This is a genomic window from Deltaproteobacteria bacterium, assembly GCA_018668695.1.
Taxonomy (GTDB): Bacteria; Myxococcota; XYA12-FULL-58-9; order XYA12-FULL-58-9; family JABJBS01; genus JABJBS01.
This window is the reverse complement of record JABJBS010000006.1, coordinates 1-18,838: the sequence shown is the minus strand read 5'-3', so window position 1 is coordinate 18,838 and position 18,838 is coordinate 1. Positions and strand designations below refer to the sequence as shown.

Sequence of the window (18,838 nt, the reverse complement as noted above, 5' to 3'; positions counted from 1 at the left end):
GGGTGCCTCTGATTACCTCACCAAGCCCTTTCATGAAGAGGAGTTGGTGGCGCGGGTTCGCATTCATATAAAGATTAAGCTTCTTCAGGATGAACTGCGTGAAAAAAATGGGCGGCTTGAAGAGCTCACCAGAATTGACCCGCTGACCCAAATACCAAACCGGCGTTATTTTATGGAATGCTTTGAGCGCGAGTTCGACCGCGCCAAGCGCTACGGGTTCCCACTTAGCTATGTCATGTGCGATTTGGATCACTTCAAGAAGCTTAACGATGTTCACGGACACCAAGCAGGTGACACCTGTTTGATTGCGGTGGCTCAGCTTCTTAAAGAGACACTTCGTGGGCACGACACATGCGGCCGCTATGGTGGTGAAGAATTCTCGATGGTCCTACCTGAGACAGATGGTGAAGGCGCTGTTGTCGTAGCCGACCGGTGCAGGCGTTCTATCGAAGAAGCTCGCTTTGAAGCCAACGGTGAAATGTTGGGTGTTACCATGAGCCTCGGTGTGGCGACCTTTTACCCGGACCGGGAAGAGGGCGTGAGCGATTTGGCCGGCTTGATTAAGCTCGCCGATGAAGCACTTTATGTGTCTAAAGACAGTGGTCGTAATCAGGTTGTTTTAGACAAAAACTCCTAAGTTTCCTTTCCTTTTACTTCTGAACCAGAAGCTTTCCTGAAATTTGCCGGAAATTCGCAGCGTTACCCAAACGGGTGTACGTTGTAAAAAGATCGTTCGTCTTTTTAGTGTGCGTGCGTGACCCATTACTTTTGAAATGGGTGCAGGCTGAAGATACGTCGGCAAATGACAAACCTGTTTACTTTCAGTTACTTGGAGGTTTAACGGGCAGTCAAAGGAGGACTTTGGAACGATGTTGGGACGTGCAAACCCACTGTCTCCGGATCTAACACTCGGTTTCGCACTGGAGCTTGCGGACGGGACCGGACTGCTTTGCGCCAAAAACCGGCCCATTGGACTACTTGAGCTCAAAATACTTGAACTAGAAGTACCTAATCTCGACTCCCCATTTGATATCACCGGCGGACCCGACGCCTTCAAGACTCGCCGACTCAATTTGCAGCACCTTGTGGTAGGCTTACCGGCTCGAGTTCTAAACGATGTTGTTCAAGTTGCCACCGACCCAGAGACTCCACGGGGGTTTCGTCAGCTTAGTGTGAGCATTGAATCAGGTCACCTAAGCTTTGGCGGCCAGTTTGCATGTAACGGTGTTGTAACCCCTGTGAGTTTCCAGGCGGCCCCTTTCGTTCAAGACCAAGACAGCGTGGCTCTGGTTTTTTACAACATTCAGGTTCATGGTTATTTACCGCTGCCAGCACCCGTGTTGCCCCAATATTTGGCCGAGGGGCTCCCGATTAAGCTCTTTACGAGCCAGCAGCCTGGGCTTTGGGAGTGTCGTCCATCTGAGCAGTTCCTTCGCTTTGTGATGCCTCGAACGGGTTGGAAAGTTCCCGATACACAAGATGCGGCTTTGGTCGCCGTGGAGACCGGTTCCGACCAGGTCGTATTGATTGCTGGCCGCGACGTGGAGCCTGCGACTCGCAAGATTATTGCGCGTGAGCCATCATCCGCAGCGGTCTATGAAGCTGAGCAAATCGCTCTCTGGCGTGACACCGAAACATTGATGGGCCAAGGCGATTACAACGCTGCTTACGAAAGCTATCTGGAGCAGTGGACCCGAGGTGAAGGTGGGCGTTTTGTTGAAGACCGTTTATTGCTCCTTGGCGCGGCCGGCATCGGTCACGCTCAAAATGCGATTGATTTAGCCGGTGAGATTTTAGAACGAGAGCCTGAGCATATCGGAGCGTGTCTAACTTTGGCCGCGCTCAGCGAGCACTCTCAAGAATGGGCGGATGCAGAGAAGTACCTAACACGTGCTTCAGAGCTTAGTGCCCAAGCTTCGGACAAGCATGGACAGGTTGGCAGCCAATTGGCCGCAGCGCGGGTGGCGGAAAAAGTTGATCCGGCTGATGCCCAGGCCAATTACGAAGCAACGATTAATAAAGACCGGTCCAACGTACTGGCTCACCAGGGTCTTTTCAGGCTCCACGTTCGACAAGAGCAATGGTCACAAGCGCGACAGGTCGGTATGCGGCTCACTCGGCTCGAACTTGAGCCTACTCAGCGCGCAGATATTCTCTGTGAACTGGGTGCTATTTGCCGAGATGGATTACAAGACTACAAGCAGGCCCGGCTGAGCTATGAGCGGGCACTTCGCACCTTAGCCGATTATCAACCTGCACTCCTGGGTCTTGCGGAGACCTTCGCCGCTCGCGGTGAACCAGCGCGTGCTGCAGTTTATTTGGGACGCCTGGCCGAAGAGGCCACACGCGAAAATCGTAAAGAAGACGTCGCAAAACTTTATTTGCGTATTGGTCGCCTCTGGGAAGAGCAGCTCAACGATAGCCGCACAGCCAGTGAGTACTACCGCCGCATTTTAAAGGTATTGCCTGAGCACCGGCCCGTTCGTTTTCGACTTGCTGAGTTGGCACAGGCTCAAGGAGATCTTGAGCAGGCTCGTTTGTACTTCGAAGATATTCTAACTCTAACCGAAGTGATCGGCGATGAGTCTGAGCGCGTGGATGCCATTCGCGCAAACACAGAACTTGCCAAGATTGCACAAGAACTGGACGGGCGTGAGCAGGAAGCTATCGATTGCTATGAGCGCATCCTCACTTTATCACCGGGCCATCAGCAAACTTTAGAAGCCATTGGTCCCTTGTTATGGCGCGCCAACCGCTGGAAACGCCTCGTCGAAGTCCAAAAGTCGCTGCTGGAAGCAAGTGACGATGACTCCGTTCGTCAGCGTTTGCATTTTGATTGTGCGAAGATTCTCCATGACCGGCTCAACGAAGTGCGGTCTGCGCGGCGTCACCTTGAAGCGATTTTGGATGATGCGCCTACGCACGCGGATGCTTTGGATTTACTCTCTTCCATTTTGCAAATGCAGCAAGACACACAAGCGCTTCAGCAGCGATTGAGTCAAGCCGCTGACGCCGAAGAGGAAACCTCCCGCCAAGCGGAACTCTACGCACAGCTCTATGACTTGCTCGTGGACTTGGGCGGGGAGCCGTCGCAAAAAATTGAGACACTCTCTTCTTTATTAGACGCAGACCCGTCCAATATCGAATACGCCGACGCACTCTTGGATTTAAGCCAAGAACCTCAGCCAGCCCCCGTGATGTTGGATGCGCTCAATCGCCGAATGATGGCTGGTGGTGAGCCTGCTGAGCTAGCGGCTTGGCATTTTGAAGCTGCCCGCATTTCCAAAGACTTCGGTGATCGTTCCGTTGCTCTGGTGCATCTCAAAGATGCAACCCAGCTAGACCCCACGCGCAGCGATGCCTGGAGTTTGCTTGCGGTACTTCAAGAAAACAATGGGGATTACCGCGAAGCTATCTTAACGCTTTCCAAGGCGCTGGAACACTTTGGTGCCGAGCACGAAGATACGCAGCATATCCATGCAGAACTTGCGCGTTTGAGTCGCCATGTAGGTGATGATGAATCGGAGACGCTCCATTTGGGTCACATTGTCGACTTTGGAGAGTACACCGATTCGGATTGTCTTCGTCTCACAGAGTTGCTTGCTAAGCTGGGTCGTCATGCTGAGCTTGGGAACCGGTTGGAAAGCTGGGCCCTTCGAGGCCAGCTCCTAGATGCCGAGTCTCTTTACATGCGTGCCGCAAGAATCTGGGAAACCACCGGTGAAGTGCAGCGCTCGGTTGAGATTTATGAGCGCCTGGTTCGACAGCGCGGCTACAGTGCCTACCCTGCAGCAATGGCACTTGAAGTATTGGCCAATCAAGCAAGTGATCTGGAAGAGCTTGAGAAATCTCTCTTGATGCAGCTTGAGGTGGCGCCGCCTGCAGACATCCCGCAAATTTACGAACGACTGGCTCGGCTGCGCATTACTCACCACTCTCGTGAGGTTGCGATTCAAACTTGCGAAGAGCTTTTGGAGCACAACCCATTCAGTGCTTTGGCCTATGATTACCTAGGCAGCGACGCTGACCGCTCTCAAGATTATCTTAAAGCCCTAGATTATGGGTTGAAGTATCTTACGAATCACCGCCAGCCCCGAAGCATCGCTCCTGACCTACTAACTGAGCGCTACGAACGAATCATCAGCTTGGCTTCCGAGCTTCGCCCACCGGCGCTCGAAGAACTGACCGCCGCGTATGCCCGAGATTTCCCTGGGCAAAGTATGCCGATGGTTGCATCCTTGGGTCAGTCCCTAAGAGATGCTGGCGAGTTTCAGGAACTTGTTGATTTAAGACTCCTACAAGATGAAGTAGGTGCCTATTTCGCAACGACTCCGTTAAGTTTTGAGCTGGCTCAACTTTACGCTCAAGACCTTGGCGACGGTAAAGAAGCACTGGCGTGGTACAAGCGCTGTAATGAGCAATTGCACGACACTGAGTTTGGCCGCCAGTCGCGTGACGCGATTGTTGGAATCTTACGTGACGACAAGCAATATGAGCTTTTGGCTGAGGCTTGTTGGGACTTTGCCCGTCATGGTGAAGACGTTGAGGAAACTCTGCGTTGGGGTATTCAAAGTGCGACTATTTTCTACGAGAAGCTGGCCCGTCATGAAAAGGCGAGTGAGGTCATATGGCACCTCCTGGAAATGGGAGACGCCGGTGAGCACGAAGGTGAATTGCTTGCACTGCTGAGAAAGCTCTCCGAGAATCGCGGTCTTGTTACTCTTTTAAGGACGAGTTTAGACAAGAGCTGGGATGTAGAAGATGGACGATTTAAGGAACTTGTCGACTTACTTGCTCGAGACATGGCAGAGCCCCAAGAAGCCATTGTCTTGGCTGAGCGCGCCGTTGAGACGTTTACTTATTTAGATATTCCTCACCGTACATTAACGACTCTATTCTCCGAGTTTTCCGACTTCGGAGACCCCGCGCAAACGCTCCTCAATTGGGCAAATGCTCGTGATGGTGAAACGCGTTTAGAGATTTTACTCGAGCGTTTCGCTTTACTTGAAAAGCGCGGTGACCAAGAAGTTGCCACCGAAACTTTAAAGCTGGCCGCAGAATGTGCTCCCGATCCCGCACCGCTCTTTGAGAAGTTAATCTCAAGAGCCTGGGAAGTTGAAGACTACGATCAAGCACTTGCCTGGATAGAAAGGCTTTACACGGAACTCGAGAGTGACGATGAGCGTGAATCATGCTTAACCCGTATGGTAGATATCGCGCTCGACCACTGCGCGGCGCCCGGTGTAGCTGAAGATGCGTACACGAAGTCTGTTGATAAGCTGGCGATTGCCGAAAAGCTTGTCCAGTACTACTGCGATATCGAGGATTATAATAATGCTCTGAAGTGGCAGCGGTCATTGGCTGACGACTTACCTCAAGGGCAAAAGCGTTACGATGCATTTGTCAAAGTGGGAGAGATGGCCCTGGTTCACACGGGTCGTCCAAGGGTTGCCGAGCAAGCTCTTGGCGAGCTCCGTGATAATGCCGAACTGGCTGACCAGCTCATTCAGTATTATGTGGATACCGGCGATGTAACCCGTGCGATGCGCTGGCTGCAATCTGTTGTTGAGGCATTGCCAGAGGATTCAGGTACAGCTCACCGCTTGGAGCAATGGACCGTTCTGGCTCTGGACGAGCAAAGTGATGTGGGCGCGGCCGAACGTGCCATTGAACATGCTTCCAACAAGGGCCCGCTTTTTGAATTGCTTCTGAATTATCATCTCAAGGTTGCTGATTTTCCAGCAGCTCTTTTGGTGTTAGAGCGGTTGGCCTTGGCCACCCATGACGAGACTCAGCGGCAAGTGCATCTCTATCGCATGGTCGATCTTGCGATTAAGAAGGCAGATGCACCCGGCAGCGTTGAGCGAGCCATTGAGCTAAGCCACGAACCTTCGGAGTTGATTGAGAAATACATCAGTTATCTGCTGGCGCGCGGCGAATACCAATCATGTGTGAATTGGTTGTTGCGTCTGCATGCTCTTGCTCCAACACCAGAGCTTGGTGAATCCTTTGTTGAGCGAATGCTCAATATTGCTCTAGATCACGCAGAAGATGTTGAACTGGCGGACGAAGCTGTTTCTGTTTCTATCCATACGTTTGAAGCGAGTGAACGTGTTGTTCACTTTCTATTGGCCAACGGGCGTTTCGATGAAGCACTTGTTCGTTTAGAGCGATTGGCATCGGTCGCCGACTCAGGCGCAGCCCGTGATGCTTGCTTGATGCGTATGGTTGAGCTTGGCCTCGGTGAAGCCAATAATCGTATCGCGGCCGAGCGCACCTTTGACCTGGCATCTGATTCGCGCCCCATTATTCATGCCTTCTTAGAGTATGACGAGGCTGCCGCCGATTACATCGCGTGTGTCGGACATTTAAGCCGTCTTCTAGCTGTGACAACGGACGAAGATGAGCGCGAGGTTATCCTCTCCCAGCAACTCGATTTTGGTTTGGTTCATCTTGCTGAGCCAGCCATCGCAGAAAAGGCAATCCAGCTTTCAAACCGCAAGGCACCGTTGGTCGCTGAGCTTGTAGACTTTCTCTTAGCCAAGGGCCGTTACGGCGAAGGACTTGCTTGGCTTGAGAAACTCGCAGGAATTCTTGAGCCGGGTGCGGAACGGGAATCTGTTCTTCGCCGTTTGGTAGATTTGGCGCTGCACGGAGCAGACGATGAGTCGGCAGCGGAACGTGCGATCGCACTGAGCACAGAGCCGAGCGACCTTGTTGAAGCACTCATCGAGAGGCTCTTGGACCAAGAGCGATTCTTGGGCGCTATTAAGTGGCTTGAGTTCTTAGCTCAGGAATCTCAGGAAGAAGAGATTCGCGAATCGTACTTGGCGCGTATGCTTGAGGCATCTCTTGGACTTGCTGGCGATCTGGCAAGTGCCGAACGCGTTATCGCATTTTCGAATTCGCCAACACCGCTGGTCGAAGAACTCATTCTTTACTTGGAAGAGACCGACAACCCGAGCGCCCAAGTCACTTGGCTAGAATATCTTGGACAAGGTGCAGAACTCGACGGAGCTAAGCAAAATTATGCCGACCGTTTGTTTAAGTTGTGCCTTGAGCTTGAGGATACCAAGGGTGCCGAGCGAGCTATCGCCCTGGCTCCAAATTCACGGCCGCTTATTGAGGCGCTGGTTGACTGGCACTCTAAGCGTGGAGAGATATCCCAGGCTGCCCGCTGGCAAGAAGCCCTCGTTCAGCAAGATACAGATCAAGAGCGACGCGGCTTTGACACCCACCGGTTGCTAGATCTCTTACTCGACGGACTTGCTGACGCTGTTGCGGCTGAGCGCATTATTGAGCTGAGCCCTGAGCCCGCAGCCTTTATCGAACGCCTCGTGTTTTTTCATCAATCTCGCGGCGAATACGCGGCCGCTCTACGGTGGCTCGAGCGTTTGGTTGAAAGCGTAAACGATGAAGTTAGCAAAACCGCTTACCGTCACCGCTATATCGACTTGGCTCTTGGAGAAGCAGCCCGTCCGCAAGATGCTGAGCGTTGCGTATTGGCATCCAATCTTGATCCGAGCCTGACTGAAAAGCTGGTCGCTTGGTATTTAGAGCGCGGTGAATTTGGTTCAGCCCTGAGATGGACTGAACAACTGGCATTGGCAGCACGTGAAGCGTCAAACAACCCTTGGATTCGCCGAATGTTTGATTTGGCCATCGGTGATGCAGATGACATGCCAGCGGCCCAGCGCGCAATTGGGCAGAGCCAAAATCCGGTCGCTTTGATTGAACGACTTGTCGAACACTTGATGGATAACTTTGAGTTTGCAGAAGCACTTCGGTGGTACGAAGAGCTGGCGCAGAATGTCCCTCGAGGCCATGTTCGTGATGGCTATATTGCTCAGATGCAAGGGGTTGCTCTGGACCGTCTGGACGATGTCCATGCGGCGGAACGTGCGATCGAACTTGCAGATGAAAAGCTGCCGCTCGTAGGCACACAGATCGATTATCTACGGGCCAAAGAGCAGCGCGACAGTGCTCTGGAGTGGATGTTAGAACAGGCTAAACTCACTGAAGATAAAGCACCTCGCCGACCGCTTTTAGCTGACGTTGTAGAGTATGCATTGGCCGAGCCGGTTCGTTTTGCGTGTGTCGAGCGAGCGATTGACTTGACGGATCGCCCGGCACCCTTGGTGCAATCTTACATCGATGCCCTTGCAGCTGCGCAAGATAATGAAGCCGTTTTGGATTGGTTGCTTCGTCTTGCTGATTTATCAAGCTTGCAGGAAGAGCGCGAGGTCTGCTTTGGCCGCGCTATGCGTGTATCACTTTACGACTTGGAACGACCAGAGCTTGCTCAGGATTTGATTGCGCGAAGCCAAGAGCCAACCCCGCTCATTGAAGAACTCGTGAATTGGTACATGGAACGGGGAGACTATCAGCAGGCGGTCTCATGGACCTGGAAGCTTATCGATGCCGCGGTAGATACTTCTGAGCGTGATGCTCTTAGGCGCCGCGTCGCTGAGTTGTCGCTTGGTTTAGCGGATGATTCTCAGCAAGCTATTAAAGCCCTGTCGCAGATTGAAGCACCCGAAAAATCAGAGCTTGGAGAATTGGCTGAACTCTATTTAGAGGCCGGCGATTACGAACATCTCTACGATATTTTACCTGGGCTCAATGGAGTTGATCCTGAGCTCCTTTTGAAAGCTGCTCGTCACCACCTGATTCAAGGTGAACTCGACCGCGCCCGGTTTTATATGCAAGGAGCATTGGACCGAGGTGCGGACGATACGCCAATCTGGGCTATGGCACGGGGGCCGTTTCGCGATGCCGACCGAGGCCTAAGTCTTGGTCAATGGATGCTTGAGTATGCAGGTAGCGTATCTCCAGACGCGCCTCACCGTTTAAGACTCGATGCCTTCCGGCAAATGCTTGATAGCGGCGTTGGCGGTGACACCTTTGGAGATTCCATCTGGGTTGCCGAGCAATTCAATGTAGCAGACCTAAGTGACTTGGGTGATGCGCGTCTTGTGTATGAGGCGGCGACAAGCATTGATAATAAACCTTGGGTTTATCAGGCAGCGAGAGCGCTTGAGGAATTACTGGACCCAAGCGATGCGCTCTACATGGATGTCTTGCAGACGCGGATTGAAGAAGAAGAAGCGCAATACGATTACCCAGCAGTTTCTAAGCTTGCTCGCAAAATGCTTGCCCTGGGAGATGACAGTGCACAGTCGCTCTTAGAGAAGTCTTTGTCAGAAGGCGGAGAGTCTGCGGAGCTTCTTACTATTCTTCACACACGCCTGGCGAAAAACGATGGTGAACCGAAAGTTCTGCTTACCCGAATCGCACGTATTTACGAAAAGTCCGAACGCTGGCGCGATGTTTGCGACACCCTGGATGAATTCTCGGTGGAAGACCGTGACGAACACTGGGCCAACTTAGCTTGGCCTGCAGGTGAGCAAACCCGCCGAGCTGACCTTCAAGCAGCGGCCGCAGCATTAAAGAGCGAGCTGGTGCGTGCACCTTCAGAGCAAGCTCATTGGTGCCGCGCGGAGGCAAGTGTTCGCTGGTGGCAGCTTGATGAACGTGAGGTTGCCGAAGATCTCTTGAGACAAGCACAGCTTATTGCGCCGAGGGTTGTTGAAGATTGGTTGGACGCCAGCCGGATGAGCGAAGCCAAAGAAGCGGTTTGTCGGCTCTCGGAAGGCCTCGTCTCCTTTCCCGATGAAAGTGGCTTTGACCTCCTTATCGCACTGGCCGAAATCTATTGGTCGGCGCAGCGAGGCGAAGAGGCCATAGAGGTTCTGGCAGATGCGGCACGACGAGTTTCAGTTGATGGTCAGCGATTGTTGTCTGTGGCTAAGCTTGCTCAAAATTACTCCTCAGCCGACCTAGAAATCCAAGCATTGGAACAAGCTTATCGTACCGATCCTCGGTATTTCGATGACCTTGATATTGCGTTAACCCGTACAAAGCGCTTTGAGAAATTGGTAAACTTGTTGGTCACTCGGGCTCAGGTTCTCGACCTCCAAGGCAACAAAGAAGATGCTCGCAAGATGCTTGAGCGCGCTGCGGAACTTGCTCGACAGCAACTCGATGATGGCCACTTGGCGCTTGAACTCTTGGAAAAAGCGGCAGAGCATAGCGAAGAGGTCAGCCAGCTAGAGAATGCGTTTGAGCTTGCCTTTGAACGTGAAGATTGGGTTGCTCAAGAAAGAATCATCAACAAGATTCTTGATAGCGAAAGTGATCCTCAGAAGTCGGTTTCTTATCTGCGCCACTTGATTCGGATTCAAGAGAGCCAAGGACTTTTTGAAGAAACGGCTGAAACACTTTCGAAATTGGCCGACCTTGGTGAAGCCAGTGATGAAGAGCTGCTTCGACTAGCCAGTTTGATTTCTGAGATTGATCCGCTTCGCTCTGCCAAAATGCTTGAAGCATTGGCTGAAACTCGAACAGGTGTCGATGCGGGACGTCTCTATTTTGAGGCGTGTTACGGTTATTGTGCAGCCGATGAAAAGCTTGATGCCGCGCGAGTGATTGAACTTGCCATTGATGCTGGTTTCCGCAAGCGCGAGGTTTTCGAGCAAGGCTTGACGCTATTAGACGGCGCGCCTCGGGCCGATGCGTTGGCTGCCTATTTAGAAATGGGTGGTAGCCCTAGTTGGGATCTGCACCAAAACCAAGCCCACCGGCTTGAGCTTGCGAATTTACGATTAGACTACGACCGCGGACGCGAGGCTTTGGCGGCAGCGGAAGCGGGGCTTAACTTCGGCGAGTCGAGAGACCTCGTTCAGGCACGTGAACGCGCACTTATTCAGATTGGAGATCGTTCGGTACTGGCCAAGTGGTATCTCGATGAGGCGAAGAAGAAAGACAGTGTTTGGGATCCTGTAGATATGGTTGAGCGGCTTAAGGTCGCAAGCAAGTATTACCGTGAGATCGAAGATCTAGACACTGAGAATCTAGCTCTCAACCATCTATACGATCGCGGCGATCGCGATGCAGAGTATGTTGACCGGTCGCTCATCATTGCCCGGCTGAAGAAAGATTATGAAACATATACGCAGCGGATTCCTCAACGACTGTCGGTCGTTCGGGATGGCGCGGAAGCAGACCAACTCACAATATTCTTTGCTCAGCAACTGGCCGAAGATTTTGATGCGGCCGAAGCAGGTCTCGATTTAGTACGGTCGCGCCTCAAGGTTCATCCCAATATTCTGCTCGCCGATTGTTTGGACGAGATTTACCAAATCTTGGGTAGACCAGAAGAAGCTCTGGATATTTATCGATACTTGCTTGAGCTTCAACCCACGAATAAATCGCTTTTGGTTGAGTGTTTAGATCGAAGCTTACGACTGGACCGTTTTGAAGATGCCGTTGATTTACTAATGATGCGGGCTCAGCATTTTGAAAAAGGCGAGACGGCTTATAAGACATCCGCGCGCGCGGCTGTGTTGGCCAGAGAGCACATCCCTCAGTACCCAAGAGACGTCGATTGTCTGGAGCTTTGCCTCGAGATTAAGCCTGGAAGACTCCCAGAAGCAACAACATTGGCGCGCCGGTATTGTTCTCTCGAGAGGTTCATTGAAGCGCAGGGACTGCTCACAAATGAACGTATTCCAGTGGGCGAGCAGCTGGCCGTTGCTCTAGAACTCCTGGGCATTTATGCCGAGCATGATGCTGATGAGTCTGTTCAAGCAATCCAAAGCTGGGTTGTATTGCACCATCCGGATTCTTCAGCATCTCGTCAAATTCGTTTGGAATTGGCTCGGGCCGCCGGTGACCCAACCCGACTGGTTCAGGAGATCGAGACAGCTCTCTTAAGCGCGGGGGAATACGACAAAGAAGATGTTCTCGAGTTGCACCGCGAAGCTGCTCGTATTTGGGCTTCGGAGTACAACCCAGAAAAAGCTCTGGCTATGCTTCTCCCTTTGCTGAACGAAGAAGATGTGTTGGTCAGCGACCTCTATGATGCCGGGGCTTTGGCTTCGTATGCAGGCCGCGAAGAAGACCGCAAGCTTATCGTTGAAGAAGTCGCCAAGCGCATCGATGACTTCACCGCTTTGGCACTGCGTTACGAAGGTCAAGCACGGTCTTTTGGTCACGCGATGTTGGGTGAAGCGTTTGCGGGTCAGGGTCGTAACTCTGAGTCTCTTGATTCTCACCGCGAAGCTTTGCGCGCCGCCACAGACCATTTGCCGGTCGTGTCCGTTGAAGCTTTGAACGCATCATTTCTAGAAGAAGAAAACCATCGAGGCCTGATTGCTCTTAAAGAACTGCAATATGATTTTGTAGAAGACGGTGCCGAAAAAGTTCAACTTGGTCTCGACGTTGCCAAGCTGTACCGCGACGAGCTGGGCGAGCTGGACCGCGCTGAAAAAACTTTCGAGAATTGCCTTGAGTGGGATGAAAACAGTGCAGGCGCAATGGCCGGATTGGGTGATTTGTATTTTACCCAAGGGCGTTTTGAAGAGAGTGCGCGATACCTTGAATCGTATTTACGTTCGGGAGCTGAGATCTCAACTGAGGACCGCACCCGCTTTGTCGTTGCACTTCGTAATATCGGGCAATTTGATAGAGCTTTAGACGCCTCTGTTGAAATTCTCGAGCATGACTCAACCAATCGTGATGCCCGTGAGGTTCGCGTTGAGATCTTAGAAGCACGCGGTGACACCCCGCTTCTCGAGCAAGAGCTGAAGGCATATGAATTACTATTAGACGATGGCGCTGACAACCGCCTGAAATTTAGAGTGCAAAGCAGACTCGGCCAATTGGCCCTGGAGAACGATGACCTCGCCGGATCGCGTGAATGGTTTGAAAAAGCCAGTGCGCTCAATGACAAAGATTCAGAGATCGTTGGCGCATTACGAGGAATTGCTGAACGTGAAGAGCGCTGGGAAGACGCGGCGGCATTGGGCGAGAAGGAGCTGGAGCGAGCCGATTCAGGTGCCCAGCGAACCGAGCATCTTGAGCATCTGCAGTTCATTTATCGAGACAAGCTTGAAGATGCGGAAGCGTCGGATTCCGCACTGCGAAAAGCTGCAGATTTATCACCCAACGATGTAGGCCTTCAGAACCGTCTTCTTGAATACTACCGAGACGATGAAGATTGGGAAAACTATCTTGCGACGGCCGTAAACCTGATGAATGCAGCCGACCCAGATGAGCTTGGAACTGCCTTTTTCACACAGGTAGCTCAGGTATATCAGGACCAGCGCGGCGATTTGGAAAGTGCGCGCCTCTTTTATACCAAGGCGATGGAATACGACCCAACGAACCTTGAAGTGAAGGATAAAGGCCGTGAGTTGGCCCGCGATACCGGTGACTTTAGGGCATTTGCTGAGATTGAATCCGACCTGATTCCGGCCGTAGAAAATCTAGAAGAACGAATTTGCCGGGCCTATGAACTTGCGTACACCCTCCGTGAAAAAGTGGGTGATGGGGCAGCGTCCAAGCAGTGGCTTGAGCGAGCACACGATATGGTTCGCGATGACCGGGAACTTGCTCGCGACATCGCTGAGAAATACACGCTAGAGAAGAACACGTACCCGATAGCCCGTGATGTCTATCGGGGCATTCTTAAGACGATGGCCCGTGATCCTGAAGTCACTCGAATTTTGGCTCGTTTATCCGGCCAAATCGGTGATGTGGATAGAGCCTATGGTTATTACTCAACGCTTTCGGCGATTGTACCAAGCGATGATGAAGCACGGGGCTACATTGTTCCCTGTCGCCGGGCGAGGCCTAAGGTTGCAGCCCGTTCGCTTAAAGACATCGAGCGCATGCAGATAGCACCGCCTCCAGCAGGCTCAACTTTGGTTGCAGCTTTGATGAATCCATTGGCCCGTCAAGCCGAAGCGTTGCAGCGAGGGGAAATGCAGCTCCGAGGTGTGACCGACCGTGACCGAATGGAGCCAACGGACAAGCGAGCGCTAATTCTCACCCAGACTTTGGAAACCGTGGGGCTTTCTCACCGCGGTATCTATCTCTGGAGAGGTGGCGGCTTCGAGTGCGAAATGGCCCTTGATGCCGGACCGGCGATTTTGTTGGGTTCTACTCTTGCAGCGGATGCCGCCGATGGCGAGCGAATTTTCTTGGTGGCCAGAGCAGCAGAGTTGTACCGGAAGGGTCACACGCTTTGTAGCCGTCTCTCAGCTGAAGGTTTGCAAAGTATACTTGGTGCCATGGCGATGGCTGTCGACGATACTTTGGAGCCTCCGGGAATGCGCGATGAAACTCGCCGGGCAGCTGCTCAAATTGGAGCAGCTCTCTTGCCAGAGGAGCGTCAGCGCTTAATGACAGTCGCTCGTGACTATGTGGAGAAAGCAACTCTTGAAGATGTTGAGACTTTTCAGCTCAGCACGCTTAAAGCAGCGAACCGTGTTGCACTGACGCTAAGTGGTGATGTGGAAGAAGCGATCAATGCGTTGCTTCGAGTGTCTGGGCGAGATTCTCTATTCGATGATGGGCGCGGCGCGCTTCAGCATGGTTCTTCTGAGGGACGTGACTTGGTGGATTATGCCACTTCCGAAGAGTTCTTCGAGTTACGTGAGGCACTCGGTCTTACGCTTCCTCGCCGGGGCTAATTCTTTTTTGATTTCAATGCAGAGTTTGATCGGGTGGTTTAACGACGTAAAGGTTACGGCGTTTCGGTGATGTACGTACGTCCCACTCGGCCTTGATACGCGTTGGGCGCCAGTTACCTGTCGTTAAGAGATACCCCATCACAATACCGCCGAGTGTGGTGCTGAGTCCGGCTGCACCGGTCATGAGCCCTGTGACGATATCGAAACCAAGAATGCAAAAGACAAGTGTCTTTGTACGTATGGGAAGCACGAAGCCAGCGAGTATTTTTGAGTTGGGCTCCATGATGGCCATATGAATTAAAATGGCGTCAATGATGGGCCCGGCACCTTCGGCTGTCCCGTAATCTTTAAAGGGAAGAAAAAAGTCGACCAAGTAACTCAGTGGGATGGCAAGCCCGGCAGCTCCGATACCGCTTAAGGCAATGAATTTAAAAAAGTTATTTTCACCCCATCTTTTTTCGTAGAGCTTACCAAAGAGCCAAAATACGAAAACACCAATCACAAGGCCGAAAGGTTGATGGTAGGCGAATGGGTAGGTGATGAGGCGCCACAGTTCGAGATTAAGAACAGCATCGACGTTGAACACTAAATTATCGATCCCCAAACCCAGGCGCATTTGAGTCTGCGACCCGATCAACGAAATGACCACGGTGGCGATGCAAAACCATTTGGTGATTCGCCCGGTTGGCGGGAGCCCATCGAAGAAATTTTGTACGGGTTGTCTGGACATAATCTTTCTCAAAAATAGGAGCCGTTATGGCTCTGTCAATGTGCTGGCGCTCCGGGAGCGGGTTGAACCGGCCGAGGTGGTCCGTCCGATCCACACCAGCACGCGCTCATGGCGAACATCAATATTGCAGTATAGATACACAGGCGCATGATGAATTCATAATCCGTTTGTTTAGCGTGGCTCAAGCCCTTCGCTCGATTAGATGCATCTAAGTTATTGACAGAATGTGATTTTAAAGTCATTTAGGGTCCCGTGCCGCTGCGGGCGTGGCGGAATTGGTAGACGCGCCGGATTTAGGTTCCGGTGGAGCAATCTGTGGGGGTTCGACTCCCTCCGCCCGCACCACAAACTCTCTCCATCGAACTCAAACCCATTAAGATCACTACAAACAGCTGAAATTCAAAGAGTTTTCTGCTATTTTGTAGAACTTTGACGTAGACACGCCGGGTTGCGTTTTGTAAGGGTGCCGCGCGGCGACAGGCTGCAGGCTTATTTTTGAGACGAGGTTCACGATGAAACAAGAGCAAACCATTCATATGCTCTCGCTTGGGTGCCCCAAAAACCGTGTAGATAGCGAAGTTATGCTCGGTCATATGCTCGAAGAGGGCTATCGGCCCGTGGATTCTCCTGAAGATGCCGATGTTGTGGTCGTAAATACCTGTGGTTTTATCGATGCAGCTAAAGAGGAATCCGTAGACGCCATCATCGAGATGGAAGGCCTTAAAAAAGAGGGTAACGTCAAAAAGCTGATTGTTGCCGGTTGTTTAAGCCAGCGCTATGCGCCGGAACTGGCCAAAGAGCTTCCCGAAGTAGACCATTTTTTGGGAACCGGAAACTTCCATACGATTGCTCAGGTCTTAAAAGGCGGTGCGGTTTCAGAGATGCCGCCCAAACCTCGCGGGCTTCTCCAGATTGTTGACGATCACCCTCGGCTTAAAGGAAAGAACAAGCTTGTTCCCTTTCGCCACGATGAGCAGGTGGGCGAACGAAACATCCATATTCCCGATCCCGACTTCCAGCTTGGCTCAGCTTCACCCCGAGTCGCCTCACTTCCGGGCTATATGAGCTACGTAAAAGTGAGCGAAGGTTGTTCAAATACCTGCGCTTTTTGCATCATTCCCAAGCTACGAGGTCCTCAACGATCGCGAACGATTGCGGACATCATGCATGAAGTAGAGGGGCTACGAGCCAAAGGGACCACGGAATTTAACCTTATTGCTCAAGATCTTTGCGCCTTTGGGAACGACCGCCGTGGCGACAAGGAAAACCTAGCGAGTTTACTCCGGGCTTTTCATGAGGTTGGTGAGAAAACTCCCGGACCGATGTGGGTCCGCTCACTTTATGCTTACCCGAAAGGTCTGACCACAGAAGTGATGGATGCGATGGCAGATTCGCCTCATATTCTTCCGTATCTGGACATGCCGCTGCAGCATATCTCTGATAATATCCTTCGCAATATGAAACGTGGTAAAGGCGGCGAAAGCACCTTGGCGTTGCTGCGTAAGTTGCGCGAGCGCATCAGCGATTTGACCTTACGGACAACCTTTATCACCGGCCTGCCCGGTGAGACCGATGCAGACTTTCAAGAGCTTTGCGACGTGGTTGAAGAGATTCGTTTCGAGCGAATGGGCGTTTTTGTTTATTCCCCGGAAGAAGACACACCGGCGGCGACGATGGAAAATCAGGTAGAGCGCCACGTGGCTGAGGAGCGCAAAGATCATCTGATGCGTCTGCAGCAAGCGATTTCGCAGGAACAGCAGGCAGCGTGGATCGGTAAAAAGGTCGAAGTTTTGGTCGAAGGCGTGAGCGAGGAAACTGAGCTTTTGCTTCAGGGCCGCCATATCGGCCAAGCGCCTGATATCGATGGTGTCACGTATATCAATGATGGCATGGCCTATCCCGGTGATTTAGTGACCATCGAAGTAGAAGAAACCACAGACTATGACCTGGTGGGTGGTATCCTAGATCCCGCTTAGTCTTAGCTTCTAATTTTCCTTTCTAATTTTCAAAAGACATTGCTTGAACTCGGATCCGTTGCGCCGTAGGTAGGCGACCGGATAAGGTAAAGTTGTGCAATTCAATGGGGCTCAAAGAGAAATCGTTTTAAAGGTGGTTTATTACGGACCTCCTCTAAGCGGTAAGACAACCAATCTGCAGGCGGTTCATAATCTGCTGGGCGGTGGTGTATGCGGCCGTCTGACCACGCTGGATACGGCCGATGATAGAACGTTGTTTTTTGACCTTCTACCGGTTCTCATCAAATCTCGTTCTGGTTACCGCATTAAGCTAAAACTTTTCACGGTACCCGGGCAGGTTATTCACGCGGCCACGCGCCGACTCGTCTTACAAGGGGCCGATGGTGTCGTATTTGTAGGCGATAGCCAGCTTTCGGAAGCACGAGCCAATGGTGAATTTTGGCAGGGTATGCGTCAGCATATTTCAGACAACAACATTGACCCGGATACACTTCCAACCGTCATCCAATTCAACAAACGAGATTTACCCGGTATACGCTCCGACGAGGAACTCGAAATGATTGCGGCGAAAAGCAACGAGCCTTTATTTAAAGCTGTTGCCATTCGAGGAGAAGGCGTACTGGAAACTCTCCATGGCTTGTTGCAAATGCTCTTTATCGATCTCAATCGTAAGCACGATTTCGAACGCAAATTTCATATATCATCTCATGAATTTTTAAACGGGGTGTTTGGCGCCGCTAGGAATCAGCCATGACCAGTAGTTTAGGAATGGATAAACCGATCGAGCTCCAGCGTCTGGTAGACGTCGAAACATTTCGCGAAGTTTGCCGTAGTTTCAGTGAACTCTATGGCATCGGTATTCACGTCTTGGATGGCCGAGGTAAAAATTTAGCAGACGTACGTGTCTCTACTGGCGACCACTGCGGGTACCTTTTTAGCGTCCATTCCACAAAAGTTCAGTGCACACGTTTGGTGAACAAGATTAAAACCTGCGAGCTCACGGATACGGGTGAGACAGTAAGCATCGATTGCTTCAGTGGTCTGCGGTACAAGATTTTCCCCGTGATTCATGAAGGAAGCGTTTTAGGGCGAATTATTTTCGGACCCTATGCACCTCAGTCTTTGCATGCGCCTCCAAGTGCCTTGTCGCAACATGAGCCTGAACTGAGCCTTAAAATATTAGGTTCGCACTTAAACAAAGTCCCGCGGGCATCGGAACAGGTTGTCACGAAGGTCTTAAAGAACATCCGAAAAGTTCTCGATGTGCTTATTTACACAAGTTACAAAAACTACCTGACGAGCCAGATGCACATTGCCAGTATGGGCGCAGCATTTGAGGACCTAGAAAAATCAAACCGCAACTTAAAAGATGCCAACAGCCGCTTGCAGGAACTCGACCGCCTTAAGTCAAACTTTATCGCAACCGTTTCACACGAGCTGCGCACGCCTTTGACGAGTATTATCGGTTACGCCGAAATGCTACTTGATGGCCTCGCTGGAGATCTCAATCAAGACCAAGGCAAGTATGTTTCAACTGTTTTGGAAAAAGGCGAGAGCTTATTAGGGCTGATTGGCCAAGTTTTAGATTTATCGCG

The 18,838-nt window shown here is 51.7% G+C and carries 6 protein-coding genes and 1 tRNA gene; 6 read left to right on the top strand and 1 reads right to left on the bottom strand.

The features are described 5' to 3' along the window. Together HOK28_00270 and HOK28_00265 are read left to right on the top strand one after the other, a co-directional pair. Positions 1–637 (top strand): diguanylate cyclase (locus tag HOK28_00270; GenBank protein MBT6431492.1); only part of this gene is annotated, 637 nt, incomplete at its 5' end. 232 nt (positions 638–869) lie between these two features. After that, entirely contained in the window at positions 870–14,537 is a 13,668-nt protein-coding gene (locus HOK28_00265; GenBank protein MBT6431491.1) for a hypothetical protein, read from the top strand. A 13-nt stretch (positions 14,538–14,550) separates the two neighbouring features. On the opposite strand, the gene HOK28_00260 is transcribed toward HOK28_00265, so the two are convergent. Further along, complete coding sequence (locus tag HOK28_00260; GenBank protein ID MBT6431490.1) at positions 14,551–15,267, bottom strand: rhomboid family intramembrane serine protease; 717 nt, start codon at positions 15,265–15,267, stop codon at positions 14,551–14,553. Between the two features lie 260 nt (positions 15,268–15,527). Between HOK28_00260 and HOK28_00255 the strand changes: the two genes are divergently transcribed. From HOK28_00255 to HOK28_00240, 4 genes are all read left to right on the top strand, one after another. Further along, positions 15,528–15,612, top strand: a tRNA-Leu gene (locus HOK28_00255). A 167-nt stretch (positions 15,613–15,779) separates the two neighbouring features. Beyond that, positions 15,780–17,243: a 30S ribosomal protein S12 methylthiotransferase RimO gene (gene rimO, locus HOK28_00250; protein MBT6431489.1), complete on the top strand. Its 1,464-nt coding sequence runs from the start codon at positions 15,780–15,782 to the stop codon at positions 17,241–17,243. 94 nt (positions 17,244–17,337) lie between these two features. Next, complete coding sequence (locus HOK28_00245) at positions 17,338–17,997, top strand: GTPase domain-containing protein (GenBank protein ID MBT6431488.1); 660 nt, start codon at positions 17,338–17,340, stop codon at positions 17,995–17,997. Continuing rightward, on the top strand, positions 17,994–18,838 hold an 845-nt coding region (locus tag HOK28_00240; protein ID MBT6431487.1), incomplete at its 3' end, for a histidine kinase. The genes HOK28_00245 and HOK28_00240, both read left to right, overlap by 4 nt.

Bases quoted from the DNA above. Each gene is read 5' to 3' on its own strand.
- rimO (MBT6431489.1), top strand. From the start codon at position 15,780: ATGAAACAAGAGCAAACCATTCATATGCTCTCGCTTGGGTGCCCCAAA.
- HOK28_00265 (MBT6431491.1), top strand. From the start codon at position 870: ATGTTGGGACGTGCAAACCCACTGTCTCCGGATCTAACACTCGGTTTC.
- HOK28_00260 (MBT6431490.1), bottom strand. From the start codon at position 15,267: ATGTCCAGACAACCCGTACAAAATTTCTTCGATGGGCTCCCGCCAACC.